At 64.3% G+C, this 26,569-nt stretch carries 36 protein-coding genes and 1 pseudogene; 4 read left to right on the top strand and 33 right to left on the bottom strand.

Going from position 1 to position 26,569, the window contains the following annotated elements; genetic code table 11:
• Window positions 1–38 precede the first annotated feature (38 nt).
• Entirely contained in the window at window positions 39–1,373 is a 1,335-nt protein-coding gene (locus RX327_RS23615; protein ID WP_317247261.1) for a replication-associated recombination protein A, read from the bottom strand.
• Window positions 1,370–2,729, bottom strand: a pseudogene (locus tag RX327_RS23620) (DegQ family serine endoprotease). Before RX327_RS23620 ends, RX327_RS23615 begins: the two are co-directional and overlap by 4 nt.
• Before the next feature lie 341 nt (window positions 2,730–3,070).
• Between RX327_RS23620 and RX327_RS23625 the strand changes: the two are divergent.
• Window positions 3,071–4,669, top strand: a complete 1,599-nt coding sequence (locus RX327_RS23625) for an OprO/OprP family phosphate-selective porin (protein ID WP_317247262.1) — start codon at window positions 3,071–3,073, stop codon at window positions 4,667–4,669.
• A 327-nt stretch (window positions 4,670–4,996) separates the two neighbouring features.
• Here RX327_RS23625 and RX327_RS23630 read toward each other — a convergent pair whose 3' ends face one another.
• Window positions 4,997–5,374 carry a helix-turn-helix domain-containing protein gene (locus RX327_RS23630; protein WP_317247263.1) on the bottom strand — a complete coding sequence of 126 codons (378 nt, stop codon included), beginning with the start codon at window positions 5,372–5,374 and terminating at the stop codon, window positions 4,997–4,999.
• Between the two features lie 117 nt (window positions 5,375–5,491).
• On the opposite strand from RX327_RS23630, the gene RX327_RS23635 reads away from it, so the two are divergent.
• From RX327_RS23635 to RX327_RS23645, 3 genes are all read left to right on the top strand, one after another.
• Complete coding sequence (locus RX327_RS23635; RefSeq protein WP_317247264.1) at window positions 5,492–6,505, top strand: zinc-binding alcohol dehydrogenase family protein; 1,014 nt, start codon at window positions 5,492–5,494, stop codon at window positions 6,503–6,505.
• 191 nt (window positions 6,506–6,696) lie between these two features.
• Window positions 6,697–7,776: a phosphotransferase gene (locus tag RX327_RS23640; protein ID WP_050384487.1), complete on the top strand. Its 1,080-nt coding sequence runs from the start codon at window positions 6,697–6,699 to the stop codon at window positions 7,774–7,776.
• Between the two features lie 52 nt (window positions 7,777–7,828).
• Window positions 7,829–8,956, top strand: a complete 1,128-nt coding sequence (locus RX327_RS23645) for a hypothetical protein (protein ID WP_317247265.1) — start codon at window positions 7,829–7,831, stop codon at window positions 8,954–8,956.
• 101 nt (window positions 8,957–9,057) lie between these two features.
• Here RX327_RS23645 and RX327_RS23650 read toward each other — a convergent pair whose 3' ends face one another.
• The 30 genes from RX327_RS23650 to tuf form a co-directional block, all read right to left on the bottom strand.
• Window positions 9,058–9,354: a DUF1330 domain-containing protein gene (locus tag RX327_RS23650; RefSeq protein WP_317247266.1), complete on the bottom strand. Its 297-nt coding sequence runs from the start codon at window positions 9,352–9,354 to the stop codon at window positions 9,058–9,060.
• A 10-nt stretch (window positions 9,355–9,364) separates the two neighbouring features.
• Window positions 9,365–10,159, bottom strand: coding sequence for an SDR family oxidoreductase (locus tag RX327_RS23655; protein ID WP_317247267.1), 795 nt, complete (start codon window positions 10,157–10,159; stop codon window positions 9,365–9,367).
• A gap of 336 nt (window positions 10,160–10,495) precedes the next feature.
• Window positions 10,496–10,912, bottom strand: coding sequence for a 50S ribosomal protein L17 (gene rplQ / locus RX327_RS23660; protein WP_061876877.1), 417 nt, complete (start codon window positions 10,910–10,912; stop codon window positions 10,496–10,498).
• A 163-nt stretch (window positions 10,913–11,075) separates the two neighbouring features.
• Window positions 11,076–12,107 carry a DNA-directed RNA polymerase subunit alpha gene (locus RX327_RS23665; protein ID WP_128919621.1) on the bottom strand — a complete coding sequence of 344 codons (1,032 nt, stop codon included), beginning with the start codon at window positions 12,105–12,107 and terminating at the stop codon, window positions 11,076–11,078.
• Window positions 12,108–12,226: 119 nt separating this feature from the next.
• Window positions 12,227–12,616: a 30S ribosomal protein S11 gene (gene rpsK / locus RX327_RS23670; RefSeq protein ID WP_007603045.1), complete on the bottom strand. Its 390-nt coding sequence runs from the start codon at window positions 12,614–12,616 to the stop codon at window positions 12,227–12,229.
• Window positions 12,617–12,732: 116 nt separating this feature from the next.
• Window positions 12,733–13,101 carry a 30S ribosomal protein S13 gene (rpsM, locus tag RX327_RS23675; RefSeq protein WP_008549231.1) on the bottom strand — a complete coding sequence of 123 codons (369 nt, stop codon included), beginning with the start codon at window positions 13,099–13,101 and terminating at the stop codon, window positions 12,733–12,735.
• Window positions 13,102–13,288: 187 nt separating this feature from the next.
• Window positions 13,289–14,173, bottom strand: coding sequence for an adenylate kinase (locus RX327_RS23680; RefSeq protein ID WP_317247268.1), 885 nt, complete (start codon window positions 14,171–14,173; stop codon window positions 13,289–13,291).
• A gap of 71 nt (window positions 14,174–14,244) precedes the next feature.
• On the bottom strand, window positions 14,245–15,579 hold the full coding sequence (secY, locus tag RX327_RS23685; protein WP_317247269.1) for a preprotein translocase subunit SecY: 1,335 nt from the start codon (window positions 15,577–15,579) through the stop codon (window positions 14,245–14,247).
• A 157-nt stretch (window positions 15,580–15,736) separates the two neighbouring features.
• Window positions 15,737–16,222, bottom strand: a complete 486-nt coding sequence (gene rplO, locus RX327_RS23690; protein ID WP_028177974.1) for a 50S ribosomal protein L15 — start codon at window positions 16,220–16,222, stop codon at window positions 15,737–15,739.
• Window positions 16,223–16,243: 21 nt separating this feature from the next.
• Window positions 16,244–16,435 (bottom strand): 50S ribosomal protein L30, encoded by a 192-nt coding sequence (gene rpmD / locus RX327_RS23695; RefSeq protein ID WP_317247270.1) that lies wholly within the window; start codon window positions 16,433–16,435, stop codon window positions 16,244–16,246.
• Between the two features lie 39 nt (window positions 16,436–16,474).
• Window positions 16,475–17,047, bottom strand: coding sequence for a 30S ribosomal protein S5 (rpsE, locus tag RX327_RS23700; RefSeq protein ID WP_317247271.1), 573 nt, complete (start codon window positions 17,045–17,047; stop codon window positions 16,475–16,477).
• 58 nt (window positions 17,048–17,105) lie between these two features.
• A complete protein-coding gene (gene rplR, locus RX327_RS23705) occupies window positions 17,106–17,468 on the bottom strand; it encodes a 50S ribosomal protein L18 (RefSeq protein ID WP_317247272.1) in 363 nt (120 codons plus the stop codon).
• Between the two features lie 11 nt (window positions 17,469–17,479).
• Window positions 17,480–18,013, bottom strand: a complete 534-nt coding sequence (rplF, locus tag RX327_RS23710; RefSeq protein ID WP_239624443.1) for a 50S ribosomal protein L6 — start codon at window positions 18,011–18,013, stop codon at window positions 17,480–17,482.
• A gap of 16 nt (window positions 18,014–18,029) precedes the next feature.
• Window positions 18,030–18,428 carry a 30S ribosomal protein S8 gene (gene rpsH, locus RX327_RS23715; RefSeq protein ID WP_131867594.1) on the bottom strand — a complete coding sequence of 133 codons (399 nt, stop codon included), beginning with the start codon at window positions 18,426–18,428 and terminating at the stop codon, window positions 18,030–18,032.
• A gap of 14 nt (window positions 18,429–18,442) precedes the next feature.
• Window positions 18,443–18,748 (bottom strand): 30S ribosomal protein S14, encoded by a 306-nt coding sequence (rpsN, locus tag RX327_RS23720; protein WP_024342455.1) that lies wholly within the window; start codon window positions 18,746–18,748, stop codon window positions 18,443–18,445.
• A 46-nt stretch (window positions 18,749–18,794) separates the two neighbouring features.
• A complete protein-coding gene (rplE, locus tag RX327_RS23725) occupies window positions 18,795–19,352 on the bottom strand; it encodes a 50S ribosomal protein L5 (RefSeq protein WP_018647250.1) in 558 nt (185 codons plus the stop codon).
• Complete coding sequence (gene rplX / locus RX327_RS23730) at window positions 19,345–19,659, bottom strand: 50S ribosomal protein L24 (RefSeq protein WP_008549245.1); 315 nt, start codon at window positions 19,657–19,659, stop codon at window positions 19,345–19,347. Before rplX ends, rplE begins: the two co-directional genes overlap by 8 nt.
• Entirely contained in the window at window positions 19,659–20,027 is a 369-nt protein-coding gene (gene rplN, locus RX327_RS23735) for a 50S ribosomal protein L14 (RefSeq protein WP_007603030.1), read from the bottom strand. The genes rplX and rplN overlap by 1 nt, the downstream gene beginning before the upstream one ends.
• Before the next feature lie 75 nt (window positions 20,028–20,102).
• Window positions 20,103–20,351 carry a 30S ribosomal protein S17 gene (gene rpsQ / locus RX327_RS23740; protein ID WP_028177969.1) on the bottom strand — a complete coding sequence of 83 codons (249 nt, stop codon included), beginning with the start codon at window positions 20,349–20,351 and terminating at the stop codon, window positions 20,103–20,105.
• Window positions 20,352–20,364: 13 nt separating this feature from the next.
• A complete protein-coding gene (gene rpmC, locus RX327_RS23745; protein ID WP_011088144.1) occupies window positions 20,365–20,571 on the bottom strand; it encodes a 50S ribosomal protein L29 in 207 nt (68 codons plus the stop codon).
• Window positions 20,572–20,576: 5 nt separating this feature from the next.
• Complete coding sequence (gene rplP, locus RX327_RS23750) at window positions 20,577–20,990, bottom strand: 50S ribosomal protein L16 (RefSeq protein WP_317247273.1); 414 nt, start codon at window positions 20,988–20,990, stop codon at window positions 20,577–20,579.
• 30 nt (window positions 20,991–21,020) lie between these two features.
• Entirely contained in the window at window positions 21,021–21,722 is a 702-nt protein-coding gene (gene rpsC, locus RX327_RS23755) for a 30S ribosomal protein S3 (protein WP_317247274.1), read from the bottom strand.
• A gap of 17 nt (window positions 21,723–21,739) precedes the next feature.
• Window positions 21,740–22,126 carry a 50S ribosomal protein L22 gene (rplV, locus tag RX327_RS23760; RefSeq protein WP_008136353.1) on the bottom strand — a complete coding sequence of 129 codons (387 nt, stop codon included), beginning with the start codon at window positions 22,124–22,126 and terminating at the stop codon, window positions 21,740–21,742.
• Between the two features lie 10 nt (window positions 22,127–22,136).
• On the bottom strand, window positions 22,137–22,415 hold the full coding sequence (gene rpsS, locus RX327_RS23765) for a 30S ribosomal protein S19 (protein WP_008136357.1): 279 nt from the start codon (window positions 22,413–22,415) through the stop codon (window positions 22,137–22,139).
• Between the two features lie 12 nt (window positions 22,416–22,427).
• Window positions 22,428–23,261, bottom strand: a complete 834-nt coding sequence (gene rplB / locus RX327_RS23770; RefSeq protein ID WP_317247275.1) for a 50S ribosomal protein L2 — start codon at window positions 23,259–23,261, stop codon at window positions 22,428–22,430.
• A gap of 12 nt (window positions 23,262–23,273) precedes the next feature.
• Entirely contained in the window at window positions 23,274–23,576 is a 303-nt protein-coding gene (locus RX327_RS23775; protein WP_007603019.1) for a 50S ribosomal protein L23, read from the bottom strand.
• Window positions 23,573–24,193, bottom strand: a complete 621-nt coding sequence (gene rplD / locus RX327_RS23780; protein WP_018647243.1) for a 50S ribosomal protein L4 — start codon at window positions 24,191–24,193, stop codon at window positions 23,573–23,575. The genes RX327_RS23775 and rplD overlap by 4 nt, the downstream gene beginning before the upstream one ends.
• A 1-nt stretch (window position 24,194) precedes the next feature.
• Window positions 24,195–24,914, bottom strand: a complete 720-nt coding sequence (rplC, locus tag RX327_RS23785) for a 50S ribosomal protein L3 (RefSeq protein ID WP_317247276.1) — start codon at window positions 24,912–24,914, stop codon at window positions 24,195–24,197.
• A 55-nt stretch (window positions 24,915–24,969) separates the two neighbouring features.
• A complete protein-coding gene (rpsJ, locus tag RX327_RS23790) occupies window positions 24,970–25,278 on the bottom strand; it encodes a 30S ribosomal protein S10 (protein ID WP_002712302.1) in 309 nt (102 codons plus the stop codon).
• An 83-nt stretch (window positions 25,279–25,361) separates the two neighbouring features.
• Window positions 25,362–26,552 carry an elongation factor Tu gene (tuf, locus tag RX327_RS23795; RefSeq protein ID WP_028177965.1) on the bottom strand — a complete coding sequence of 397 codons (1,191 nt, stop codon included), beginning with the start codon at window positions 26,550–26,552 and terminating at the stop codon, window positions 25,362–25,364.
• Between the last annotated feature and the right edge of the window lie 17 nt (window positions 26,553–26,569).

The following is a 26,569-nucleotide window of genomic DNA, read 5'->3' on the forward strand; positions in this document are numbered from 1 at the left end:
CGAAATTATACAAGTGTTGCTCGCCCAAATCTCTTGCTCTAGCTCCCGCCCCGTTCCTTGCGCAGCCGCTGCCAGTAATCCAGCCGCTTGCGGATCTCGCGCTCGAAGCCGCGGTCGGGTGGATCGTAGAAGGTCTGGCGGCCGAGAGCCTCCGGGAAGTAGTCCTGGCCGGAGAAGGCGTCGGGGGCGTCGTGGTCGTATTCGTACGCTGCACCGTAGCCTTCCGACTTCATCAGCTTGGTCGGGGAATTGAGGATGTGCTTCGGCGGCAGCAGCGAGCCGGCCTGCTTGGCGACCTGCATCGCCGTGCCGAAGGCGGCGTAGACCGCGTTCGATTTCGGCGCGGTGGCGAGATAGACGACGGCCTGCGCGATCGCGAGTTCGCCTTCGGGATGGCCGAGGAAGTCGAAGGCATCCTTGGCGGCATTGGCGATGACGAGCGCCTGCGGATCGGCCAGCCCGATGTCCTCGACCGCCATGCGCACGACACGACGGGCCAGGAACAGCGGATCCTCACCGGCATCGAGCATGCGGGCGAGGTAATACAGCGCGGCATCGGGATCGGAGCCGCGCACCGACTTATGCAGCGCAGAAATCAGGTTGTAATGGCCGTCGGCCGACTTGTCGTAGATCGGCGCGCGGCGCTGCAGGATGTCCTGCAACTGCGCGGCATTGAAAATCTCGTCCGCCCGCGCCGAACGCCATACCTCTTCGGCAAGCGTCAGCGAGGCGCGGCCGTCGCCGTCGGCCATGCGCACCAGCACCGCGCGCGCCTCCGCATCCAGCGGCAGCTTCCTGCCCTCGACCGCCTCGGCATGCGCGAACAGCTTTTCGATCGCGGCGGCATCGAGCGAACGAAACACCAGCACGCGCGCGCGGGACAGGAGCGCCGCGTTGAGCTCGAAGGACGGGTTCTCGGTGGTGGCGCCGACCATGACCACCGTGCCGTCTTCCATCACGGGCAGAAAGGAATCCTGCTGGGCGCGGTTGAAGCGATGCACCTCGTCCACGAAGAGCAGCGTGCCCTTGCCCATCTCGCGGCGGGCGCGCGCGGCATCGAAAGCCTTCTTGAGATCGGCGACGCCGGAGAACACCGCGGAGATCTGTTCAAAATGCAGATCGGTGGCATCCGCCAGCAGCCGCGCCACCGTTGTCTTGCCGGTGCCCGGCGGGCCCCAGAACACCAGCGAGCCGAGCGTGCGCGTTTCCAGCATGCGCGTCAGCGCACCGTCGGGGCCGAGGATATGGTCCTGACCGACGACCTCCGACAGCGCGCGCGGCCGCAGCCGGTCCGGCAGCGGATGCGGCGCCTCGTGGTCGAGCCCCGCCGCGGCAAAGAGATTGCTGGCTTCGTGCGGTCGCTTCGGACTCATCCGCCCAACGTGACGTTGATCTGCTGGCCGCCGCGCACCAGCGTGATGCGCCAGATCCGCGACCGCTCGCCTGCGGCCTTCTCGAGATCGCCGGTCTTGCGCAATCTTCTGGTTGTTGACGGCCAGGATGATGTCGCCTTTCTGGAAGCCGACATTGGCGGCGGTGCCGTCATCGGCCAGCTCGGTCACCACGACGCCCTCGGCGCCCGCGTCGAGATGCAGCTCATCGGCCAGCGCCGGCGAGATATTGGCGACCCTGGCGCCCTGGAACGGCGAGCGCGCAGTCAGCACGATCTCGTCGCGATTGGTATCGGGCGCGGTCTCCAGCGCCACGGTCAGCTTGACCGGCTTGCTGCCGCGCTGCACGTCGATCTGCGCGGTGCCGCCGAGCGGACGGGTTGCGAAACGGTAGTCGAAGGCGTTGGGATCATCGATCGGCGTGCCGTCGATCCCGATGATCAGGTCGGAGAGCTTGAGCCCGGCCTTCGCCGCCGGGCTGTTCGGCGCGACATTGGCGACCAGCGCGCCGCTCGGCAGCTTCAGTCCCAGCGTCTCCGCGATCTCCGGAGTCACCGCCTGCAATTTTGCCCCGAGCCACGGGCGCTTCACTGCCTTGCCGCCGCTCTTGGCTGATGCGACGACGACGCGCACCATGTTGGCGGGAATCGCAAAGCCGATGCCCTGCGAGCCGCCGGAGCGCGAATAGATCGCGGTGTTGATACCGGCGAGCTTGCCGCTCATGTCGACCAGCGCGCCGCCGGAATTGCCGGGATTGATCGGCGCATCGGTCTGGATGAAGAACTGGTAGTCGGTGATGCCGACTTGCGTGCGTGCCAGCGCCGAGATGATGCCGTGGGTCACGGTCTGGCCGACACCGAAGGGATTGCCGATCGCCAGCACGACGTCGCCGACCTGAAGCTGGTCGGAGTTGGCGAAGTCGAGCGTTGCGAATTTTTCCTTGTTGGTGTTCTTCAGCCGCAGCACCGCAAGGTCGGTGCGGCTATCCTTCAGCAGGATCTCGGCCTCGAACTCGCGCTTGTCCGACAGCGACACCTTCACTTGGTCCGCCCCTTCGATGACGTGGACGTTGGTGACCACGAGACCGGAGGCATCGACGATGACGCCGGAGCCGAGCGAGCGCTGCATCTGCTCGGGCTGCTGACCCGGCACGCCGAAGAAGCGGCGGAAGATCGGGTCGTCCAGCAGCGGATTGCGGTTCTGCACCACCTTGGCGGCATAGACGTTGACGACCGCGGGCTGCACCCGTTGCACGATCGGCGCATAGGACAGCCGCAGCTCGGCCGGCGATGACGGGACGCGGCGGTCCTGCGCCGCGGCTGCGGAAAGATTCGCCATGAAGGCCAACGTGCACAGAGCGGATACGGCAGCAAAGCGGACAGGTCGGAGCATTCTCACCTCTCGTGGAAACGCCGGAATATAGGCGTGTTCGCCGGGCAATTGAAGGGCGCCCGGCCGGATAACTGGCCCCCCGCCGGACCGGTGCACAACCCGCGGCAGCCGCGTTGAAGCGCGCCGCCAAGCTTCTATGATGGCTGTCATCTCACTGCGCCGCTCCGCTTGTTGCCTGCGGACCACAAGCGGAACTGCGATGCCCGGAAGCACTGTCGTGCGTCAGTCACGATACGCTCCTAGGACCGTTCAGTGAGTGGGGACTTCAAACACAACAGGGGTGCACGATGAGTGCGACAAAAGTTGGTGCAATCGCCATCGGCCTGGCAGGGGCGCTCGCCGCCTCGCCGGCCTATTCACAATCGGCCGGAGGCGGCAGCGATGCGGAGATCGCGCTGCTGAAGCAGCAGTTGAAGATGCTGGAGCAGAAGCTCGACAGACTGCAGAAGCAGACCAACGCCAATACCGCAACCGCCGCCAGCGCAAATGCCAATGCGAAGGCGGCGGATGCCAAGGCCGCGCGGGTGGCGAGCGCCAACGCCGCGATCCCGGTGAAAGGCCCGGTCGCGCCGTCCGGCGTCGTCGTGACGATGCCGAACAACCGCCCGACGATCTGCACCGCCGACCAGGCCAATTGCGTCGCCATCACCAGCCGCCTGCATTGGGATGTCGGCGGCTATGACTATCGTCCCAACACCGCGGCCACCGTGCCGCAGAAGCTCGACAGCGGCCAGAACGTCCGACGCGCGCGCATCGGGGTCGCCGGTAAGTTCTTCAACGACTGGAACTTCGCGCTGGTCTACGATTTCGGCGGCTCCTCCGACGGATTTGGCGGCGCCGCGCCAGGATCGTTGCCGGGCGGCGGCCTCTCCGGCGTCGAGAACGCCTATGTCAGCTACACCGGCCTGAAGCCGTTCGGCGGCAAGATGGCGATCGAGGCCGGCATCATGGATCTGCCATACACGCTCGACGAAGCGACGAGCTCAAACGACATCATGTTCATGGAACGCGCCTCACCCGGTGTGATCGCGACCAACATCGCCGCCGGCGACTTCCGCTCCGCGGCCGGTGCGCGCTGGTTCAACGACCAGCTCTGGATCGGCGGCTATGTCACGGGACCAACGTCGGGCGCCATCCACTCCGCATCCTCCGCCTCGCCGGCCGGCACGTCCGAGCAGTATGGCGGCGTCATCCGCGTCGCCGGCAATCCGATCAGCGGCAAGAACTATTCGGTACACATCGGCGCCGATGCGGAATGGCTGGTGCAGCCGCCGCGCAACCAGCTCACGCAGGCGCAGACGCTCACGCTCAGCGACCGGCCCGAGCTGCGCATCGATCCGACCACGCTGATCTCGACCGGTGCGATCGCCAACGTCTCCGGCGCGCAGGTCTACGGCGTCGAGGCGGCAGCGACCTATGGCCCGTTCATCGCGCAGGGCGAATATTACTGGTTCAATGTCGACCGCTCGGCGAACACGGGGCTGCCGCCATTCGGCGCGCCGAGCCTGAAATTCGACGGCGGTTACGCGCAGGTCGGCTACGTGCTGACCGGCGAGAACCACGCCTACAACCCGGCGACAGCCTCCTACAGCGGTATCAAGCCGCATGATCCGTTCTCGCTCGCCGGCGGCGGCTGGGGCGCCTGGGAAATCGCCGGCCGCGTCAGCACGATGGACCTCAACGATCAGATCGCGCAGGCGGTCGGCATCGCGGGCGGACGGCAGACCGTCTACACCGCCGCGCTGAACTGGTACGTCAACAACAACGTCCGCTTCATGCTGAACTATCTGCACGGCGATATCGCCAAGCAGGCCTCGGCGACCTCGGCTGCGGATGTCGGCTCGAAGTTCGACGCGGTCGCGATGCGCACGCAGTTCGCGTTCTGAGCTGATCGGAGCGGCCGTCAAGACCAACGGCCGGGAGCGACACCGCTCCCGGCCGTTACGCGCCGCCGAAATATCGAAAACAACCCATGCAAAGGAGCCGGCGGCAAAAGAACTTTGTCGTCCCGGACAAGCGCAGCGAAGCGGAGCGCTGATCCGGGACCCATAACCACAGGATCTGGTTTGACGAAGACTCGTGGTCGCTCGCCCGCGCCGCAACCGCTCCCTGGGGTTATGGGTCCCGGCCTACGCCGGGACGACACCGAACTTTTCATTTGCGAGTGACCTGCCCCTCGGCGCGTGGCCGGCCTGATTCAATTCAAACTTGAGCTACGCCGCGCGCTTCTTCTTCACGACGACCTCGGGCGCCGGTGCGCAGGACAGCCGCTCCTGATGGCCCTCGCCCCAGGCTTTCAGAATATCGATCACGGGGCGCAGGCTCTCGCCGAGTTCGGAAAGCGTGTATTCCACGCGCGGCGGCACCTCGGCATAGACCTTGCGGATGACCAGCTTGTCCTCCTCCAGCGCGCGCAGCTGCTTCGTGAGCATGCGCTGGGTGATGCCGGGCATCCGGCGGCGCAATTCGCCGAAGCGCTGGGTGCCGCTCTGGAGGTGGTAGAGGATCACGCCCTTCCACTTGCCGTCGATCAGGTCCAGCGTCGCCTCGACAGAGCAGCCGGGACGACGGGCAAAATTGCGCCGCTTCATGCGTGTTTTCCCAATAGTATCCAAACAGGGACTATATCCCCGAATTTACAGTACTTGCCAAATGGACGCCAGCGCGACAGTTAATCCGCAGGCAATCGCCCACCACGGAGACAAGCCATGAAGGCCGTCGGCTACAAAAAATCGCTTCCGATCGAGGATGCGGATTCACTGATCGATTTCGAGACCGCCAAGCCCGAACCCAAAGGGCGCGACATCCGCGTCGCCGTGAAGGCGATCTCGGCCAATCCGGTCGATTACAAGGTGCGCAAGCGCGCAGCTCCGCCCGAGGGCGAGACGAAGATCCTCGGCTATGACGCGGCCGGCGTGGTCGATGCCGTCGGGCCCGACGTGACTCTCTTCAAGCCGGGCGACGAGGTGTTCTACGCCGGCTCGATCCTGCGCCAGGGCACCAACGCCGAATTCCACCTGGTCGACGAGCGCATCGTCGGCAACAAGCCGAAGAGCCTGTCGTTCGCGCAGGCCGCCGCTCTCCCCCTCACGTCCATCACCGCCTGGGAATTGCTGTTCGACCGGCTCGGCGCGGTGCCCGGCAAGAGCGTCGATCCGCGCACGCTCCTGATCACGGGCGGCGCCGGCGGCGTCGGCTCGATCCTGATCCAACTTGCCCGCCGCCTCACCGGGCTGACCGTACTTGCCACCGCGACGCGGCCGGAGTCGCAGAAATGGTGCCTCGATCTCGGCGCTCATGCGGTGATCGACCACGGCAAGCCGATGAAGGAGCAGATCGAGAAGCTGAAGCTGCCGCCGGTCGGGCTGGTGGCCAGCCTGACCTTCACCGACCAGCACTACAAGGCGATTGCGGAGTTCATGGCCCCGCAGGGAAGGTTCGGCCTGATCGACGATCCCCCGGAATTTGCCATGAGCACGTTCAAGGGCAAGGCCATCTCGGTGCACTGGGAATCGATGTTCACGCGCTCCTCGTTCCAGACGCCAGACATGATCGCGCAGCATCATCTGCTCAATGATGTCGCCGACCTCATCGACAAGGGCGTTTTGCGCACCACGCTCGACCAGACCTTCGGCACGATCAACGCCGCCAACCTCAAGCGCGCCCATGCGCTCTTGGAGAGCGGCAAGTCGCGCGGCAAGATCGTGCTGGAGGGGTGGTAGAGGCTCCTCACGTCTGCTTCCTCATGCCCGGGCAACATCCCGGGCATGATATCCCCACAGGCCCGGGGAGTGGCTTTGCCAAAGCCACGGCATCGCCTGTATGATTTGCGTAACGATCACCCCGTCCTCAATCCGGCCGCGCAGGACGCGGCCGGAGCGGTGGTGACGCCTACGGGGATGGGAGGAAACCGATGAGTTTGCTCACGGCCGATCCGTCGCGGATCGATCCGGAGTGGATGACGCGGGCGCTGCGCGAAGCCGGTCTGATCGATCGGGTCAGAGTTGTCGATCTCGCCTGCAAGCCGGTCGGCAACGGCCTCGTCGGCGACAGTTATCGATTTCGTCTGACCTATGACGGTGACGAGCCGAACGCTCCCTTGAGCGTCGTCGGCAAATTCCCTGCTGCAGATCCCGACAGCCGCCGCTCCGGCTCCGCGCACACGCTTTACGTCCGCGAGGTCGCGTTCTATCGCGAACTGGCCGCCACCGTCGCCATTCACACGCCCCGGCCGATTATTGCCGAAATCGATCCGGCGACCGACGACTTCACGCTGATCCTGGAAGACCTCGCGCCCGCACGTCCGGGCGATCAACTCGCCGGATGCTCGATCGCCGACAGCCAGATGGCCATGACCGAGGCCGCGGCGTTGCATGCGCCGCGATGGAATGACCCGAGCCTCGATGCGGTGCAATGCTTCGTGGTGGCCGCAAGCCGGCGCAGAGACCTTCGCGCGGTGCTGCCCGGCATCATCGGTCACTACAAGGAGCGATATCGCGGCGTGATCGAGCCGGAATTCCTTGATCTGATCGACCGGCTTCCGGACGCCCTATTGCGCTATCAGTCCGATCGGTCGGCGCTGCGAACCTTGCAGCATGCGGACTTCCGGCTCGACAACATGCTGTTCGATGTGCGCGGCAACACCCGGCCGATGGCGACGCTGGACTGGCAGACGCTGACAGTGGGCCCGGGAATCGTCGACGTCGCCTATTTCCTCTCGGCCGGCATCGATCCATCCGAACGGCGGCTTCATGAGGCCGAGCTGGTGCGGCTCTATCACTCGGAACTGATCCGGCGCGGCGTGCGGGACTATGACTGGGATCGTTGCTGGCGGGATTATCGGCGCTACACGCTGCACGGCATCATGATGGGCGTCGTCTCCGCGCTCAGCGTCCAGCGCTCCGAGCGAGGCGACGCGCTGTTCCTGAAAATGACCCGCGGCGCCTGCGCGCAAGCGCTGGACCACGACAGTTTTTCATACTGGCAGGACTAACGCGCTTTCGAGCGAAGTGGATACAACGCGTCAGGCATCGAAAGGAATCGGCGTGCTCAACAAACTGGACGATTTCCCCATCCACCAGACGCCGGAGCCGATCGCGGTTCCCTCGACCAGCGACCGCAATGTCTATGACCGGACCTGGTTCAACGGCTACACCGCCGACGGCGCGTATTATTTCGGGATCGGCATTGCGATCTACCCGCACCGCAAGATCCTCGATTGCGCCTTCAGCGTCGTGGAACGCGGCGGACGGCAGCACTGCTTTTACGGCTCGCGGCGGGCTCCGATCGAGCGCACCGAGATGCAGGTCGGTCCGTTCAGGCTCGAAGTGCTCGAGCCGATGCTGCGGACCCGGGTGGTGCTCGACGACAATGCGACGGGCCTCGCCTGCGACCTGACCTTCTCCGCGCGCACCGCCGCGATCCAGGAAGCGCGCCAGACGCTTTGGTCGGGCGACCGCCGCGCGATGGATTCGACCCGGTTCGACCAGTTCGGCCGCTGGAGCGGCGTCATCAACCACCCGGATGGCGGGATCAAGGTCGACGATCGCACATGCTACGGCACCAAGGATCGCTCCTGGGGCGTGCGCAATGTCGGCGAACGCGACGTCGGAGGCGCGCCGATGCCGCCGCCGAGCGTGTTCTTCCTCTGGGCGCCGCTGGTCTGGGACGACCACATCTCGCACGCGATCTTCTTCGACGGGACGCAGGGCGAGGCGCTGGTCCGCGAGGGCATTACCGCGCCGCTCTACCGAAGCGAGGCCGAGATCCCCGGCGTGGTCGACGGCCTCGACCGCCGCATGGCGACCGCGCGGCATCGCGTCAAATACGTGCCGAACACCCGGCTCGCGCAGTCGGCTGAAATCGACCTCGTCGATATCGACGGCCACACCACGACCATCGCGCTCGACCCGATCCTCAAATTCCAGATGAAGGGCCTCGGCTACGGCCATCCGCAGTGGGGCCAGGGCATGTGGAAGGGCGAGCTCGAGATCGGCGGCGAGTTGTTCGATCCATCGACGCTCGACCCGCTGGCCCGCGAGAATGTGCACGTGCAGCAGGTGGTTCGCGCCCGCCAGGGCGGCCAGACCGGAATTGGCGTGCTGGAGCAGATTTGCTTCGGTCCCTACCGTCCCGCAGGCTTCAGCGAATTCCTGGACGGCGCGAAGGGATAGCTAGAGCATGATCCGGAAAAGTGCGAAGCGGTCTTCCGCAAAGATCATGCTCAAACAACAACCTAAAGCGCAATGACGATTGATCCTAATCGCATCGCGCTTTAGATCGGCGGCACGCCCTCGACGAACAGCAGGCGTCGCTCCAGCGCGGTTGCGCGCAGCTTCAACGCCTCGGCGTATTCCGGTGACGCGTACCATTCGCGCAGGCGCGCCATGGTCGAAAATTCGACGATGACGATCGCGTTCGGTGGTGGACCGCCCTCCACTACCTCGACGGCGCCGCCGCGCGCGAGGTAGCGGCCGCCATATTGGGCAATGGTCTGAGCCGCGAGCGTGCGGTAGGCCTCCATCGCGGCTCCATCGCGCACCTCGACCTCGGAGATCACATAGGCCGCCATGCGCGCCGCCTCAGGCGATCGTGTTGACGATGCCGCCCTCGGCGCGCAGCGCTGCACCGTTGGTCGCGGACGCTTCCTTGGATGCGACATAGACCACCATGTTGGCGATCTCGTCGACGCTGGCAAAGCGCTGGATCAGCGAGCTCGGCCGATGCTGCTTGACGAAGTTCGCAGCAGCCTCGTCCACCGACTGTCCATTCTGCTTGGCGAGATCCTTGACGAACGTCTCGACGCCCTCCGACATGGTCGGGCCCGGCAGCACGGAGTTGACCGTGACGCCGGTGCCGCGGGTGAGCTGCGCCAGGCCGCGCGCGACAGACAGCTGGGCCGTCTTGGTCATGCCGTAATGGATCATCTCGATGGGAATGTTGAGACCCGACTCCGAGGAGATGAAGACGATGCGGCCCCAGTTGCGCTCGAGCATGCCCTTCATGTACGCGCGCGACAGCCGCACGCCGCTCATCACGTTGATCTCGAAGAAGCGGGTCCAGTCCTCGTCCGGGATGTCGAAGAAGTCCTTGGGTTCGAAGATGCCGGCATTGTTGATGAGGATGTCGACGTCCGGCAGCGCCGCAACGAGCGCCTTGCAGCCCGCCGCGGTCAAGACGTCGGCGGCGATGCCGCGCACCTTCGCCTCGGGCACCGCTTTGGCGATCGCCGTAATCGCGGCATCGACCTTGTCCTTACCGCGCCCGTTGATCACGACACTCGCGCCCGAGGCGGCGAGGCCCTTGGCAACGGCGTGGCCGATGCCGGCGGTCGAGCCGGTGACGAGGGCGGTCTTTCCGGAAAGGTCGATGTTCATCTGTCATCTCCATTGATGTCGACGGACATATCGGGCGCTGCATGCAGCGCCGCAATTGCATCTCACCGACGCGTGAGGAAGTAGAACACGCCTCGTCGTCCTGGCGAAAGCCAGGACCCATTACCACCTGCGTTGATGATGAAGCCGGCGTCGGCCACCGTGCCGGCTTGATAGATCCCGTGGTGTGGGTCCTGGCTTTCGCCAGGACGACGACGGGGATAGAGCGACGCCACCAAAACAAAAACGGCGCCCGAAGGCGCCGCTTTCAAAACCTGGCTCGAGAGCAGCCTGCGCCGCCTCAGTGAGAGCGGCCTGCGCCGCCTCAGCGAGAGCGGCTTACGCCGCCTCGGCTTCCTTCTCTTGCACCGGGCCGGAATCCTGGCCCTTGGCATCGACGTCGCGATCGACGAACTCGATCACGGCCATCGCGGCGTTGTCGCCGTAGCGGAAGCCGGCCTTGATGATGCGGGTGTAGCCGCCCTGCCGGTCCTTGTAGCGGGTCGCGAGCGTGTCGAAGAGCTTCTTGACCATATCGACGTCGCGCAGCTCCGCGATCGCCTGGCGGCGCAGCGACAGGCCGCCCTTCTTGCCGAGGGTAACGAGCTTCTCGACGATCGGGCGAAGCTCCTTGGCCTTGGGCAGCGTGGTGACGATCTGCTCGTGCTTGATCAGCGAGGCCGCCATGTTGGCGAACATCGCCTTGCGATGCTCGGCCGTGCGGTTGAGTTTCCGATGAACCTTGCCGTGACGCATGTGTGTAGTCCTTCTTCGCTTGTGTCGCGGTGGTTCAGCGACTGGTTTTCAGGTGGGCTTCCTGCGTTCGCCCGGTCGTCATTCCGGGGCGGCTCGAAGAGCCGAACCCGGAATCTCGAGATTCCGGGTTCGATGCTTCGCATCGCCCCGGAACGACGAATACTCAGTAATGATCCTCGAAGCGCTTGGCGAGCTCGTCGATGTTCTCCGGCGGCCAGCCCGGCACTTCCATGCCGAGGTGCAGACCCATCTGGGCCAGCACTTCCTTGATCTCGTTCAGCGACTTGCGACCGAAATTCGGGGTGCGAAGCATTTCCGCTTCGCTCTTCTGCACGAGGTCGCCGATGTAGACGATGTTGTCGTTCTTCAGGCAGTTGGCCGAACGCACCGACAGCTCGAGCTCGTCCACCTTCTTGAGGAAGGCCGGGTTGAAGGCGAGGTCCGGGATGATCTCCTGGGCGACTTCCTTGCGCGGCTCTTCGAAGTTGACGAACACGTTGAGCTGATCCTGCAGGATGCGCGCAGCGTAGGCCACTGAATCGTCCGGCGTGAGCGCGCCGTTGGTCTCGATCGTCATGGTCAGCTTGTCGTAGTCGAGGATCTGGCCCTCGCGGGTGTTCTCGACCTTGTAGGAGACCTTGCGGACCGGCGAGTACAGGCTGTCGACCGGGATCAGGCCGATCGGCGCATCCTCGGGACGGTTGCGCTCGGCGGGCACGTAGCCCTTGCCGGTGGCGACCGTGAACTCCATGCGGATCTCGGCGCCCTCGTCGAGGGTGCAGATCTGCAGATCGGGGTTGAGCACGACGACGTCGCCGACGGTCTGGATGTCACCGGCGGTGACGACGCCGGGGCCCTGCTTCTTCACGACCATGCGCTTGGGGCCTTCGCCCTGCATCTTGATCGAGATGTCCTTGATGTTGAGCACGATGTCGGTGACGTCTTCACGGACGCCGGCGATCGAGGAGAACTCGTGCAGCACGCCGTCGATGTGCACCGACTGCACCGCCGCGCCCTGGAGCGAGGAGAGCAGGATGCGGCGCAGGGCATTGCCGAGCGTCTGGCCGAAGCCGCGCTCGAGCGGCTCGGCGACGATCGTCGCGAAACGCGAGGAATCGCTGCCGGGCGTCACCTGGAGCTTGTTCGGCCGAATCAGTTCTTGCCAATTTTTCTGGATCGTCACTGTTTCACCCATTTGCCGGTCATAGGGCCAAATCGAATGGCCGAACCCGGCGTTGGAGATCGCGGATCAGTCCGCGCGGTCAATTCCAAAAACCATCGCAGGGCGGCCAGAGGCCGCCCGCGACTTACAGATCAAACGCGACGACGCTTGCGGGGACGGCAACCGTTGTGCGGGATCGTGGTCACGTCGCGGATCGAGGTGACGGTGAAGCCGGCGGCCTGAAGCGCCCGGAGCGCCGACTCGCGGCCCGAACCGGGGCCGGCGACTTCGACTTCCAACGTGCGCATGCCGTGCTCCTGCGCCTTCTTGGAGACGTCTTCGGCGGCGACCTGCGCGGCGTACGGGGTCGACTTGCGTGAGCCCTTGAAACCCATCGTGCCGGCCGAGGACCAGGCAATCGTGTTGCCCTGCGCGTCGGTGATGGTGATGGTCGTGTTGTTGAACGACGAGTTCACATGCGCGACGCCGGAGGCGATGTTCTTGCGCTCACGACGACGAACGCGGGTGGCTTCCTTGCCCATTGAGTCCCTTTCCTGAAGATCTCAAACGCCGCCGTAATGCCAGCGGCTACACCTCAAAACGCAAATGGCGAGTAGCGAATTTCCATTCGCTACTCCCCACCTGCAATTCGCAAAACTTACTTCTTCTTGCCGGCGATCGCCTTGGCCGGCCCCTTGCGCGTGCGCGCATTGGTGTGGGTGCGCTGGCCGCGCACCGGCAGACCGCGACGATGACGCAGGCCGCGATAGCAGCCGAGGTCCATCAGACGCTTGATGTTGATACCGACCTCGCGACGCAGATCGCCCTCGACGAGATAGTCGCGGTCGATGACTTCGCGGATCTGGAGCACTTCGGCGTCGCTGAGCTGATTGACGCGACGATCCACGGGGATCTTCACCTTCTCCAGGATCTCACCGGCGATCTTCTGACCGATGCCATGGATGTACTGGAGCGCGATCAGCACGCGCTTGTTGGTGGGAATGTTCACGCCGGCAATACGGGCCACGGCCTTCTCTCCTGTCGCCGATCCATCACGGATTCGGGCTTCTCAAGTTCTTGCTCTCTCGGGCAGGTGTTCACAAACGCGAACACGACGCCCACCCCCGGTCTTCCTGGGGCCCGGCATCGTCTGAAACTATCCGACTTGGATGCGGGGCTTATTAGGGGATTCCAGGGGCTTTCGTCAACCGCTGCTAGCGCTTGGCTCGCTTTTTCGTGACCTTTTTTGCGGTCTTTTTGGCGGTCTTTGCTCCCTTGCGGGCTTTCGCGGCGCTGGCGGCATTCTTTACCGCCTTCTTCGCGGCCTTCTTCACGGTTTTCTTGGGCGCCTTGGTCTTGGAGGGCGCCTTGGCAGCTTTCCTGGCGGGTTTGGCGGCCTTTTTGGCTGATTTAGCTACCTTCTTGGCCGGCTTCTTGCTGGCCTTCATGGTCGCCTTGGCGGCCTTTTTAGCCGCCTTGGGGGCGTGATCCTCATGATCCTTCGGTTCCAGCGCGCCGAGCGCGGTCAGGATCCGGTTGATCTCGCGGGTGACGTGCTCGATGGTCATCATGCCATCGACCGTCAGCAGCTTCCGCCGCTCCGAATAATAGTGAATCAGCGGCTCCGTCAGCGAACGGTACTGCGCCAGGCGCTTGGTCAGCACTTCCGGCGTGTCGTCGAGGCGGACTTCCTCGCCGCGCGCGCGGGTTTCCTCGGCACGCTTCTCAACGCGGGCGAGCAGCGCGCTCTCGTTGACGCGGAGCTCGATCACGGCGTCGAGCTTGAGATGCTTCTGCTTGAGCAGCTCATCCAGCGCCTCGGCCTGCGGCACGGTGCGCGGGAAACCGTCGAGGATGAAACCGTTCCTGGCGTCCGGCTGGTCGATCCGGTCGGAGATGATTCCGACCACGACCTCGTCCGGAACGAGGCCGCCACCGGCCATGATCTCCTTGGCCTTCAGCCCGACCGGCGTTCCGGCCGCAACCGCCGCGCGTAGCATCTCGCCGGTCGAGAGCTGGACGATGCCATGCCTGTGCACCAGCCGCTGCGCCTGGGTTCCCTTGCCCGAGCCCGGCGGCCCCAAAAGGATCAATCTCATATCTGTTTCGCCCCCCGGCTAGGTGGGCGACGTCCGCACACCTGTGTTTTGAGTTCGAAGCCGAGCCGCGATCAGCGGCGGCGGCCCCCCCTGAGCTTCGACTTCCTGATCAGCCCTTCATACTGATGGGCCAGAAGATAGCCCTGGACCTGCGCCACCGTATCCATGGTGACACTGACGACGATCAGCAGCGAGGTGCCGCCGAAATAGAACGGCACCGACGCGTAGGAGATCAGGATCTCGGGAATCAGGCAGACGATCGCCAGATAAATCGCGCCGAGCACGGTAATGCGCGACAGCACGTAGTCGATATACTCCGCAGTGCGCTCGCCAGGACGGATGCCCGGAATGAAGCCGCCGTGCTTCTTCAGATTGTCCGCGGTCTCGGTCGGGTTGAACACGATCGCTGTGTAGAAGAAGGCGAAGAACACGATCAGCGCCAGATACATGATCAGGAACAGCGGGCGGCCATGGCCGAGCTGGGTGTTGATCCACTGGAACCATTCCGGCCCGCTGCCCGCATTGAAGTTCGCCACCGTGGTCGGCAGCAAGAGCAGCGAGGACGCGAAGATCGGCGGGATCACGCCCGACGTGTTGAGCTTGAGCGGCAGATGCGAGGACTGGCCCTCGAACATCTTGTTGCCGACCTGGCGCTTCGGATACTGGATCAGGAGGCGGCGCTGCGCGCGCTCCATGAACACGATGAAGGCGATCACGGCGACGGCCATGATGATGACGACCAGGATCAGGCCGGTCGACATCGCGCCCTGACGGCCGAGCTCGAGCATGCTGGCGAGCGCCGCGGGCAGCTCGGCGACGATGCCGGCGAGAATGATCAGCGAGATGCCGTTGCCGATGCCACGCGAAGTGATCTGCTCGCCCAGCCACATCAGGAACATGGTGCCGCCGGTCAGCGTGATCGCCGTGGACAGGCGGAAGAACAGGCCGGGCTCGCTGACGACGTTGCCGGCGCCTTCGAGACCTACCGCGATCCCGTAGGACTGGAACGCGGCCAGGATGACCGTCAGATAGCGGGTGTACTGATTCAGCGTCTTGCGGCCGGCCTCGCCTTCCTTCTTCAGCGCTTCGAGCTGCGGCGAGACGGTGGTGAGGAGCTGGATGATGATCGAGGCCGAGATGTACGGCATGATGTTCAGCGCAAAGATCGCCATGCGGTGGATGCCGCCGCCGGCGAACATGTTGAACATGCCGAGGATGCCGCCCGCCTGCGAGCGGAACACCTGCTCCCAGATGTTCGGATCAATCCCGGGCAGCGGGATGTAGGTCCCGAGCCGATAAACGAGCAGCGCACCCAGGGTGAACCAGATGCGCTTCTTCAGTTCGTCGGCCTTGGCGAACGCGCCGAAATTGAGATTGGCTGCCAGTTGTTCCGCTGCAGAGACCATGTTTCGGCTTTCTCCCGGAGCCCCATTCGCCGGCGCCCCCAAAGAGATCAATTCCCTGGGCGCCGGCAGACACCGGACATTATCTGGTGCTCGGCCTCGATAAGTCCATCATTCGATCTGCGGATTGCCCGCGAGCCGCGGGCCAATGACGCAGTTGTTACGCCGCCTCGCCTTCTTCCTTGGCAGGGGCGAGGATCTTCACCGAGCCGCCGGCCTTCTCGACCGCCGCGATTGCGGTCTTGGTGGCGCCATGCACTTCGATGTTGAGCTTGGACTTGAGCTCGCCGCGGCCGAGCAGCCGCAAGCCGCCCTTGGCGCGGCGCAGCACGCCGCCCTTCACCAGGGCCTCGACGTTCACGACGCTGCCGGCGTCGATCTTCTTGGCATCGACCGCTTCCTGGAGCCGGTCGAGATTGATCTCGGCGAACTCGATGCGGAAGATGTTGTTGAAGCCGCGCTTGGGCAGACGGCGATGCATCGGCATCTGGCCGCCTTCGAAACCCTTGATGCGCACGCCCGAACGCGCGGTCTGGCCCTTGCCGCCGCGGCCGGACTGCTTGCCCTTGCCGGAACCGATGCCGCGGCCGACGCGCATACGCTTCTTGCGCGAGCCGGCGTTGTCGGCGATATCGCTGAGCTTCATCGCCCTTCTCCTTATCTCTGCTTACTCGCCGACGACGCGGACGAGATGCTGAACCTTGCTGATCATGCCGCGAACTTCAGGGGTATCCTGCAGCTCGGCAACCCGGCCGATCTTGTTGAGCTTGAGCCCGATCAGCGTCGAACGCTGCGAGTGATGGCGGCGGATCGCGCTGCCGGTCTGCTCGAGCTTGATCGTCTTTGCGGCCTTGGCCATGACAGTAACTCCGAATAGCGCTTCGAGAAGCGCGCGTTGTTATTCCGCCACCACTTCGGCGTCGCCACCGATACGGCGGGACTGGAGGGTGGATACCTTGATGTTGCGGCGGGCAGCGACCGAGCGCGGCGAATCCTGATGCTTCAGCGCGTCAAAGGTCGCGCGCACCATGTTGTACGGGTTCGACGAGCCGATCGACTTCGCCACCACGTCCTGGACGCCGAGCGTTTCGAACACGGCGCGCATCGGACCGCCGGCGATGATGCCGGTACCGGCCGGAGCTGCACGCAGGTAGACACGGCCCGCGCCATGACGGCCGGCGATGTCGTGATGGAGCGTGCGGCCCTCGCGCAGCGACACGCGCGTCAGGTTGCGCTTGGCGGACTCGGTCGCCTTGCGGATCGCCTCGGGCACCTCGCGCGCCTTGCCGTGACCGAAGCCGGCACGACCCTTCTGGTCGCCGATCACGACCAGCGCTGCGAAACCGAAGCGCTTGCCGCCCTTGACGACCTTGGCCACGCGGTTGATGTGGACGAGCTTGTCGACGAACTCGCTGTCGCGCTCCTCGCGCTCCCTGCGTTCACGTCCGCCGCGTTCGCGTTCACCTGCCATGGTGTTTTCCAATCTCTAGGAGGCCTTGCGCCTCTTTCCTCGTAATCGTTCGTAAAGTTTAGAAGCTCAATCCGCCCTCGCGCGCCGCGTCGGCCAGAGCCTTGACGCGCCCGTGGTAGAGATAGCTGCCGCGATCGAACACGACTTCCTTGACGCCCTTCTCGGCCGCGCGCTCGGCCAGCAGCTTGCCGACCGCCTTCGCCGCATCGATGTCGGCGCCGGTCTTGCCGCCGTCGCGCATCGACTTCTCGAGCGAGGAGGCGGAGGCCAGCGTCTCGCCCTTCAGGTCGTCGATGACCTGGGCGTAGATGTGCTTGGACGAGCGGAACACTGACAGGCGCGGACGGCCGCCGGCGGAACGGCGCAGCTTCAGCCGCACACTCCGCTTGCGCCGGGCATTCGTAACCTTGGCTTTCGACATGACCGGCTCCGTTACTTCTTCTTGCCTTCCTTGCGGAAGATGAATTCGCCCACATACTTCACGCCCTTGCCCTTGTAGGGCTCCGGCGGACGATAGGAGCGGATCTCGGCGGCGACCTGGCCGACGCGCTGGACGTCGCTGCCCGCCACCGTGATCTCGGTCGGCTTCGGCACCGTGATCGTGATCCCCTCGGGGATCGGATAGATCACGTCGTGGCTGTAGCCGAGCGCGAGCTGCAGGTTCTTGCCCTGCATCGCGGCGCGATAGCCGACGCCGGTGATCTCGAGCTTCTTCTCGAAGCCCTTGGTGACGCCTTCGACCAGATTCGCGACCTGGGCGCGAGCGGTACCGTACAGCGCCCGCGCGCGGTTGGTCTCGGTCCGCGGCTTGACCTTGACCTGGCCGTTCTCGAGCTTCACCTCGACGTCGTCATGGACGATGAACTGAAGCTGGCCCTTCGGCCCCTTCATCTTGACGGTCTGGCCGTCGACGGTCGCGGTAACGCCCGACGGCACCGCCACAGGCTTTTTGCCAACACGTGACATGGATCAAAAATCCTTCTCAGAACACCGTGAAGAGGACTTCACCGCCCACATTCGCGTCGCGCGCGCTGTGGTCGGCCATGATCCCCTTCGGCGTCGACAACACCGAAATGCCGAGTCCGTTGTTCACCCGCGGCAGGTTCTTCACCGAGGCGTAGACGCGACGCCCGGGCTTGGAAACGCGCTCAATCTCGCGGATGACGGGCTCGCCGTCGAAATACTTCAACTCGATCTCGATCTCGCTGCGGCCCGAGGAATGCTCGAGCGTGGCGTAACCGCGGATGTAGCCCTCGGCCTTCAGAACCTCGAGCACGTTCTCGCGCATCTTCGAGCCAGGCGTGGAAACCTTGGACTTCGAACGCATCTGCGCGTTGCGGATACGGGTGATCAGATCGCTGATTGGATCGTGCGTTGACATCTAAACGACCCTCCTTACCAGCTGGACTTCACGAGGCCCGGGACCATGCCCTTGGAGCCAAGGTCGCGCAGCGCGATACGGGACAGCTTGTTCTTGCGGTAGTTCGACCGCGGGCGGCCCGACAGCTCGCAGCGCAGGCGGATGCGGGTCGCCGACGAATTGCGCGGCATTTCCGCCAGCTTCAGGGTCGCGGCGAACCGCTCCTCCATCGGCAGCGTCTTGTCGGCGATGATCGCCTTCAACCGCTCACGCTTGGCGGCGGCGTTCTTCACCATCCGCTTGCGCCTGTTGTTCTTCTCGACTGAACTCTTCTTTGCCATGCTTGGCTCCTGGGTATCCGCGTTTGAGAGGCTCTAGGTCAGCGTCTCACTGCCGGAACGGGAAATTGAAAGCGGTCAACAAGGCCCTCGCCTCTTCGTCGGTCTTGGCCGTGGTGCAGACGGTGATGTCCATACCGCGGGCTTCCGTGACCTTGTCGAAGTCGATCTCGGGGAAAATGATGTGTTCCTTGATGCCGAGCGAGTAGTTGCCGCGGCCGTCGAAGCTCTTCGGGTTCAGGCCGCGGAAGTCGCGGACGCGCGGCAGCGCGACCGTCACCAGGCGATCGATGAACTCGTACATGCGAGCCTTGCGCAGCGTGACCTTGCAGCCGATCGGCTGATTCTCACGCAGCTTGAAGGTCGCGATCGCGATACGCGAATAGGTCACGATCGCCTTCTGGCCGGCGATCTGGGTCAGCTCGGCAGCGGCGGTCTCGGCCTTCTTGCGGTCGTTGACGGAATCGCCAACGCCCATGTTCAGCACGACCTTGTCCAGGCGCGGAACCTGCATCACGTTCTCATAACCGAACTTCTCGGTCAGAGCCGTGCGGATCTTCGCATCATATTCCGCGCGCAGGCGCGGCGTGTAAGCGGCCTCAGCCATCGATCTCAGCTCCCGAGCTCTTGGCGATGCGGACCTTCTTGCCGTCCGCCAGAATCTTGAATCCGACGCGGGTCGGCTTTCCGTCCTTGCCGACATACGCAATGTTGGACAGTTGGATCGGCGCCTCTTTCGAGATGATGCCGCCCTCCTGGGCCTGCGTCTGCTTCTGGTGACGCTTGACCACATTGATGCCGCGCACGAGCGCGGTCCCGGCGTCGGGACGCACCTCGAACACTTCGCCGGTACGGCCCTTGTCGCGGCCGGTCAGCACCACGACCTTGTCGCCCTTGCGGATCTTCGCAGCCATCACAGCACCTCCGGCGCGAGCGAGATGATCTTCATGTGGTTCTTGGCGCGCAGCTCGCGCGGCACCGGCCCGAAGATACGGGTGCCGACCGGCTCGGACTGGTTGTTGATCAGCACGGCGGCGTTGCGGTCGAAGCGGATGACCGAACCGTCGGCGCGGCGGATGTCCTTGCGGACGCGCACCACGACGGCCTTCATCACGTCGCCCTTCTTCACCTTGCCACGCGGAATCGCTTCCTTGATCGACACGACGATGATGTCGCCGATCGTGGCGTAGCGGCGCTTGGAGCCTCCGAGCACCTTGATACACATGACACGGCGTGCGCCAGAATTGTCGGCCACGTCGAGGTTGGTCTGCATCTGAATCATTGATGCACCTCGTCCTCTTTCTGCGCTTTAGCGCGCTCAAAATTTCCCTGAATTTCCCCGGCCAGGCCGAAGTAATCAGGCGCTTTTCTTGTGTTCGCCCCGGATCACGACCCAGCGCTTCAACTTCGAAATCGGCTTCGTTTCCTCGATCCACACCATGTCGCCCGGCTTGAACTCGTTGCTCTCGTCGTGCGCGTGGTAGTTCTTCGACCGGCGGATGGTCTTCTTGTAGATCGGGTGCGTGAAGCGGCGATCGACACGCACCACAATGGTCTTGGCTTGCTTGTCGCTGACGACCACGCCCTGCAAAGTACGTTTCGGCATCTTCGTAAGCCTCTTACTTCTTCTTGGCGCGCGTCTGCGCGGCGACGGTCTTGATCCGGGCGATGTCACGGCGGGCCTCGCGCAGGCGCGAGGTGTTCTCGAGCTGCCCGGTGGCGCGCTGGAAGCGCAGGTTGAAGCGCTCCTTCTTCAGGTTCAGGATGGCGTCATCCTGCTGGTCGGGGCTCATCGCGCGGATGTCTTCGATCTTCATCTGGGCCATGGCCATTACTCCGCAATGCGCTCGACGAAGCGCGTCTTGATCGGCAGCTTGGCTGCCGCGAGCGACAGCGCTTCCTTCGCGGTCTGCACCGGGACGCCGTCGATCTCGAACAGCACCCGGCCCGGCTTGACGCGCGCGACCCACAATTCCGGCGAACCCTTGCCGGAGCCCATGCGGACTTCGGCCGGCTTCTTCGACACCGGAACGTCGGGGAACACGCGGATCCAGACGCGGCCGGCGCGCTTCATGTGGCGGGTCAGCGCGCGACGGGCGGCTTCGATCTGGCGCGCGGTGACGCGCTCAGGCTCGGTCGCCTTCAGGCCGAACTGGCCGAACGCCAACGTCGCGCCCGAAGACGCAACGCCGTGGATGCGGCCCTTATGCGCCTTCCGGAACTTCGTTTTCTTAGGTTGCATCATGGCTTCAAGCCCTCAAATTCCTGCTTTGCCTCAAGCGGCGTCGCGGCGCGAACGCGGCGTGCTGTCGCCCTCGGCCATTCTCTTGTCCTGGGCCATCGGATCGTGCTCGAGGATCTCGCCCTTGAAGATCCAGACCTTGACGCCGCAGGTGCCGAAGGTCGTGAACGCGGTCGCAACGCCGTAGTCGATGTCGGCGCGCAGCGTGTGCAGCGGCACGCGACCTTCACGATACCACTCCATGCGCGCGATTTCCGCACCGCCCAGACGTCCCGAGCAGTTGATGCGGATGCCTTCCGCGCCGAGACGCATCGCCGACTGCACGGCGCGCTTCATGGCGCGGCGGAACGCCACGCGGCGCTCCAGCTGCTGCGCGATCGACTCGGCCACCAGCGTCGCATCGAGCTCCGGCTTGCGGATCTCGACGATGTTGATGACGACGTCGGACGAGGTGATGTCCGCGACCTTCTTGCGCAGCTTGTCGATGTCCGCGCCCTTCTTGCCGATCACCACGCCCGGACGGGCCGAGTGAATGGTGACGCGGCACTTCTTGTGCGGACGCTCGATCACGATGCGGGCGACGGCCGCCTGCTTCAGCTCCTTGTGCAGGATCTCGCGGATCTTGACGTCCTCGTGCAGCAGCTTGCCGTATTCCTGCTTGCCGGCGAACCAGCGGGAATCCCAGGTCCGGTTGATGCCGAGACGCAGACCGATCGGATTGATCTTTTGACCCATCGTGTTCTCCTGCGCCCTTAAGCGGCTGCTTCGGCTTCGACCTGACGAACGATGATCGTCAGCTGCGAAAATGGTTTGTAGACACGGCCCGAGCGGCCGCGGCCGCGAGCGGCGAAACGCTTCATCACGAGGCCGTTGCCCACGAAGGCCTGCGCCACGACGAGATCGTCGACGTCGAGGTCGTGGTTGTTCTCGGCATTGGCGATAGCCGATTCCAGGCACTTCTTGACATCGACCGCGATCCGCTTGCGCGAAAACTGCAGGTCGGCGAGCGCAGCAGCTGCCTTCCGGCCGCGAATGAGCTGGGCAACCAGGTTGAGCTTCTGCGGGCTCACCCGCAGCATCCGGGCGACCGCCTTGGCCTCGTTCTCGGCGAGGCTCCGTTCGCGCTTAGGTTTGCTCATCGTTTGATCCTCAAGCCTTCTTGGCTTTCTTGTCGCCGGAGTGGCCATGGAAGGTCCGGGTCGGCGAGAACTCGCCGAACTTGTGACCCACCATTTCCTCGTTGACGGCCACCGGCACGTGCTTCTGACCGTTGTAGACGCCGAAGGTCAGGCCGACGAACTGCGGCAGGATCGTCGAGCGACGGCTCCAGATCTTGATGACGTCGTGACGGCCGGACGCGCGCGCGGCATCTGCCTTCTTGAGCAGAGAACCCTCGACGAACGGGCCTTTCCAGACTGAACGAACCATGTCCGGCGTTCCTTACTTCTTCCGCTTGTGGCGGCTTAGGAGAATGAATTTGTTGGTCGACTTGTTGGTGCGGGTCTTCTTGCCCTTGGTCGGCTTGCCCCACGGAGTGACCGGATGACGGCCGCCCGAGGTACGACCTTCACCACCGCCGTGCGGATGGTCGATCGGGTTCATCGAAACACCGCGGTTGTGCGGCTTGCGGCCCAGCCAACGGTTACGGCCGGCCTTACCGATCGAGGTGTTCATATGATCGGGGTTCGACACCGCGCCGATCGTGCCGCGGCAACGGCCGTGCACCAGGCGCTGCTCGCCCGAGTTCAGGCGGATGATGACGTAGTCCTGGTCGCGGCCGACGAGCTGGGCGTAGGTGCCGGCGGAACGGGCGAGCTGGCCGCCCTTCCCGATCTTGACCTCGATGTTGTGGATGATCGTGCCGACCGGCATGTTGCCGAGCGGCATGACGTTGCCCGGCTTCACGTCGACATAGTTGCCGGCGACGATCGTGTCACCCACGGCCAGGCGCTGAGGCGCCAGGATGTAGGCCTGCTCGCCGTCCTGATACTTGATCAGCGCGATGAAGCCGGTGCGGTTGGGATCGTACTCGAGACGCTCGACGACCGCCGGCATGTCCACCTTGTCACGGCGGAAGTCGACGGTGCGGTAGGCCTTCTTGTGACCGCCGCCGCGGAAGCGCACGGTGATGCGACCGGTGTTGTTGCGACCGCCCGCGGAGTGCTTGCCCTCGGTGAGCGCCTTGACCGGCTTGCCCTTGTACAGGGCCGAACGATCGACCATGACCAGCTGGCGCTGGCCCGGCGTCGTGGGATTGAATGTCTTCAGTGCCATCGTCGTACGACCTTACAGACCGGTGGTCACGTCGATCCGGTGACCCTCTTCGAGGGTCACGATCGCGCGCTTGGAATTCGACTGCGAGCCGAGATTGCCGCGGAAGATCTTCGTCTTGCCCTTCCGGACCAACGTGTTGACGCTCTTGACCTTGACGTCGAACAGCTTCTCGATCGCTTCCTTGATCTGCGGCTTGGTCGCCTTTGCGGCCACCTTGAACAGCACCTTGTTGTGCTCCGAGGCGATCGTCGCCTTCTCGGTCACGACCGGCGACAGGATCACGTCGTAGTGGCGAGGCTCGATGTTCTTCGTCATTTGAAGCGCGCCTCCAGCGCATCGATGGCGGCCTTGGTCAGAACGAGCTTCTGACGGCGCAGGATGTCATAGACGTTGATGCCCTGGATCGGCAGCACGTCCATGTTCGGGATGTTGCGGGCCGCGGCGGCAAAACCGTTGTTGAGCTCGGCGCCGTCGATGATCAGCGCGTTGGTCAAGCCCAGACCCGAGAAGTGACCGAGCAGCGCCTTGGTCTTGGCGGCTTCCAGCGCGGCCTTCTCGATCACGACGAGATCGCCGTCCTTGGCCTTGGCCGAGAGCGCATGCTTGAGGGCGAGCGCGCGGACCTTCTTCGGCAGGTCGGTGGCGTGCGAACGCACCACCGGACCGAAGGCACGGCCGCCGCCGCGGAACTGCGGCACGCGGGCCGAGCCGTGACGAGCACCGCCGGTGCCCTTCTGCTTGTACATCTTCTTGCCTGTGCGCCAGATCTCGGCGCGACCCTTGGCCTTGTGCGTGCCGGCCTGGCGCTTGTTGAGCTGCCACTGCACGCAGCGCGCGATGATGTCCTCGCGCGGCTCGAGGCCGAAAATGGCGTCGGAGAGCTGGACCGAGCCGGCTTCCTTACCTTCGAGGGTGGTGACCTTCAATTCCATCTCACGCGCCCTCCTTCTCGGCCACAGCCTCGGCAGCTTCGCCGCCAGCAACCTTGAACTTGCCGGGCTTCGGGGCTTCCTTCGGCAGCGGCTTCTTGACGGCGTCGCGCACGCGGATCCAACCGCCCTTGGAGCCGGGAACGGCGCCTTCGACGAGGATCAGGCCGCGCTCGACATCGGTCTGGACGACGCGAAGGTTGAGCGTGGTGATGCGGTCGACACCCATGTGGCCGGGCATCTTCTTGTTCTTCCAGGTCTTGCCGGGGTCCTGACGGCCACCGGTCGAACCGATCGAGCGGTGCGAGATCGACACACCGTGCGTGGCGCGCAGACCGCCGAAGTTCCAGCGCTTCATGCCGCCGGCGAAGCCCTTACCGACCGAGGTGCCGGTGACGTCGACGAACTGGCCGACGACGAAGTGATCCGCCTGGATCTCGGCGCCGACCGGGATCATCGCATCCGCGCTGACCCGGAATTCCTCGACCCGGCGCTTCGGCTCGACCTTGGCGACCGCGAACTGGCCGCGCTCGGCCTTCGGCATGTAAACGGTCTTGCGGCCGCCAGAACCGAGCTGGAGCGCGACGTAACCGTTCTTCTCTTCGGTGCGGTGGCCTACGACCTGGCAATTGCCGAGCTTCAGCACGGTCACGGGGATATGTTCGCCGGCCTCCGTGAAGACCCGCGTCATCCCGACCTTTTGTGCGATCACTCCGGAGCGCATCGGCTTGCTTCCTGTTCTTTCTGTCCTCAAGCGGCGGACGTAAAAATCCAAAACCTCAGAGCTTGATCTCGACGTCGACACCGGCGGCCAGGTCGAGCTTCATCAAAGCATCGACGGTCTGCGGGGTCGGATCGACGATGTCGAGCAGGCGCTTGTGGGTGCGCATCTCGAACTGTTCGCGGCTCTTCTTGTCCACGTGGGGCGAACGGTTGACGGTGAACTTCTCGATGCGCGTGGGCAGCGGAATGGGTCCGCGGACCTGCGCGCCGGTGCGCTTCGCCGTGTTCACGATCTCGCGGGTCGACGTATCGAGGATACGATGGTCGAACGCCTTGAGACGGATACGAATGTTTTGGCCGTTCATTGCCGTGCTTTCTCTAGTGAGTGGCGAGTAGCGAGTAGCGAATAGAATCCCCTATTCGCCACTCACCATTCCCTATTCGCTTGTTACTCGATGATCGAGGCGACGACGCCGGCGCCGACGGTGCGGCCACCTTCGCGGATCGCGAAGCGGAGCTTCTCTTCCATCGCGATCGGCACGATCAGGTGCACTTCCATCGCAATGTTGTCGCCCGGCATCACCATCTCGGTGCCTTCCGGCAGGTGCACGACACCGGTCACGTCGGTGGTGCGGAAGTAGAACTGCGGACGGTAGTTGGTGAAGAACGGAGTGTGGCGACCGCCCTCTTCCTTGGTGAGGATGTAGGCCTCAGCCTTGAACTTGGTGTGCGGCTTGACCGAACCGGGCTTGGCCAGAACCTGGCCGCGCTCGACGTCCTCGCGCTTGGTGCCGCGGAGCAGCGCGCCGATGTTGTCGCCGGCCTGGCCCTGATCGAGCAGCTTGCGGAACATTTCAACGCCGGTGACGGTGGTCTTCTGGGTGGCGCGGAGACCGACGATCTCGATTTCCTCGCCGACCTTGACGACGCCGCGCTCGACACGGCCGGTCACCACGGTGCCGCGGCCAGAGATCGAGAACACGTCTTCAACCGGCATCAGGAACGGCTGGTCGATCGGACGCTCCGGCTGCGGGATGTACTCGTCGACGTTGCGCATCAGCTCGAGGATGGCGTCGTGGCCGAGCTTCTTGTCGGAGTCTTCGAGAGCGGCGAGCGCCGAACCCTTGATGATCGGGATCTTGTCGCCCGGGAATTCGTACTTCGAGAGCAGTTCGCGGACCTCGAGCTCGACGAGTTCGAGCAGCTCCGGATCGTCGACCATGTCGCACTTGTTGAGGAACACGACGAGCGCGGGGACGCCGACCTGGCGGGCGAGCAGGATGTGCTCGCGGGTCTGCGGCATCGGGCCGTCAGCGGCGGACACGACCAGGATCGCACCGTCCATCTGGGCGGCGCCGGTGATCATGTTCTTCACGTAGTCGGCGTGGCCGGGGCAGTCGACGTGGGCGTAGTGGCGATTCTGGGTCTCGTACTCGACGTGCGCGGTCGAGATCGTGATGCCGCGGGCCTTCTCTTCCGGCGCCTTGTCGATCTGGTCGTACGCGGTGAACGTCGCACCGCCGGTCTCGGCGAGGATCTTGGTGATCGCCGCGGTCAGCGACGTCTTGCCATGGTCGACGTGACCGATGGTGCCGATGTTGCAGTGCGGCTTGTTACGTTCAAACTTTGCTTTGGCCATTTGACTCTCCGTTCAAT

The sequence above is a fragment of the Bradyrhizobium sp. BEA-2-5 genome, from assembly GCF_032918025.1.
Taxonomy (GTDB): domain Bacteria; phylum Pseudomonadota; class Alphaproteobacteria; order Rhizobiales; family Xanthobacteraceae; genus Bradyrhizobium; species Bradyrhizobium pachyrhizi.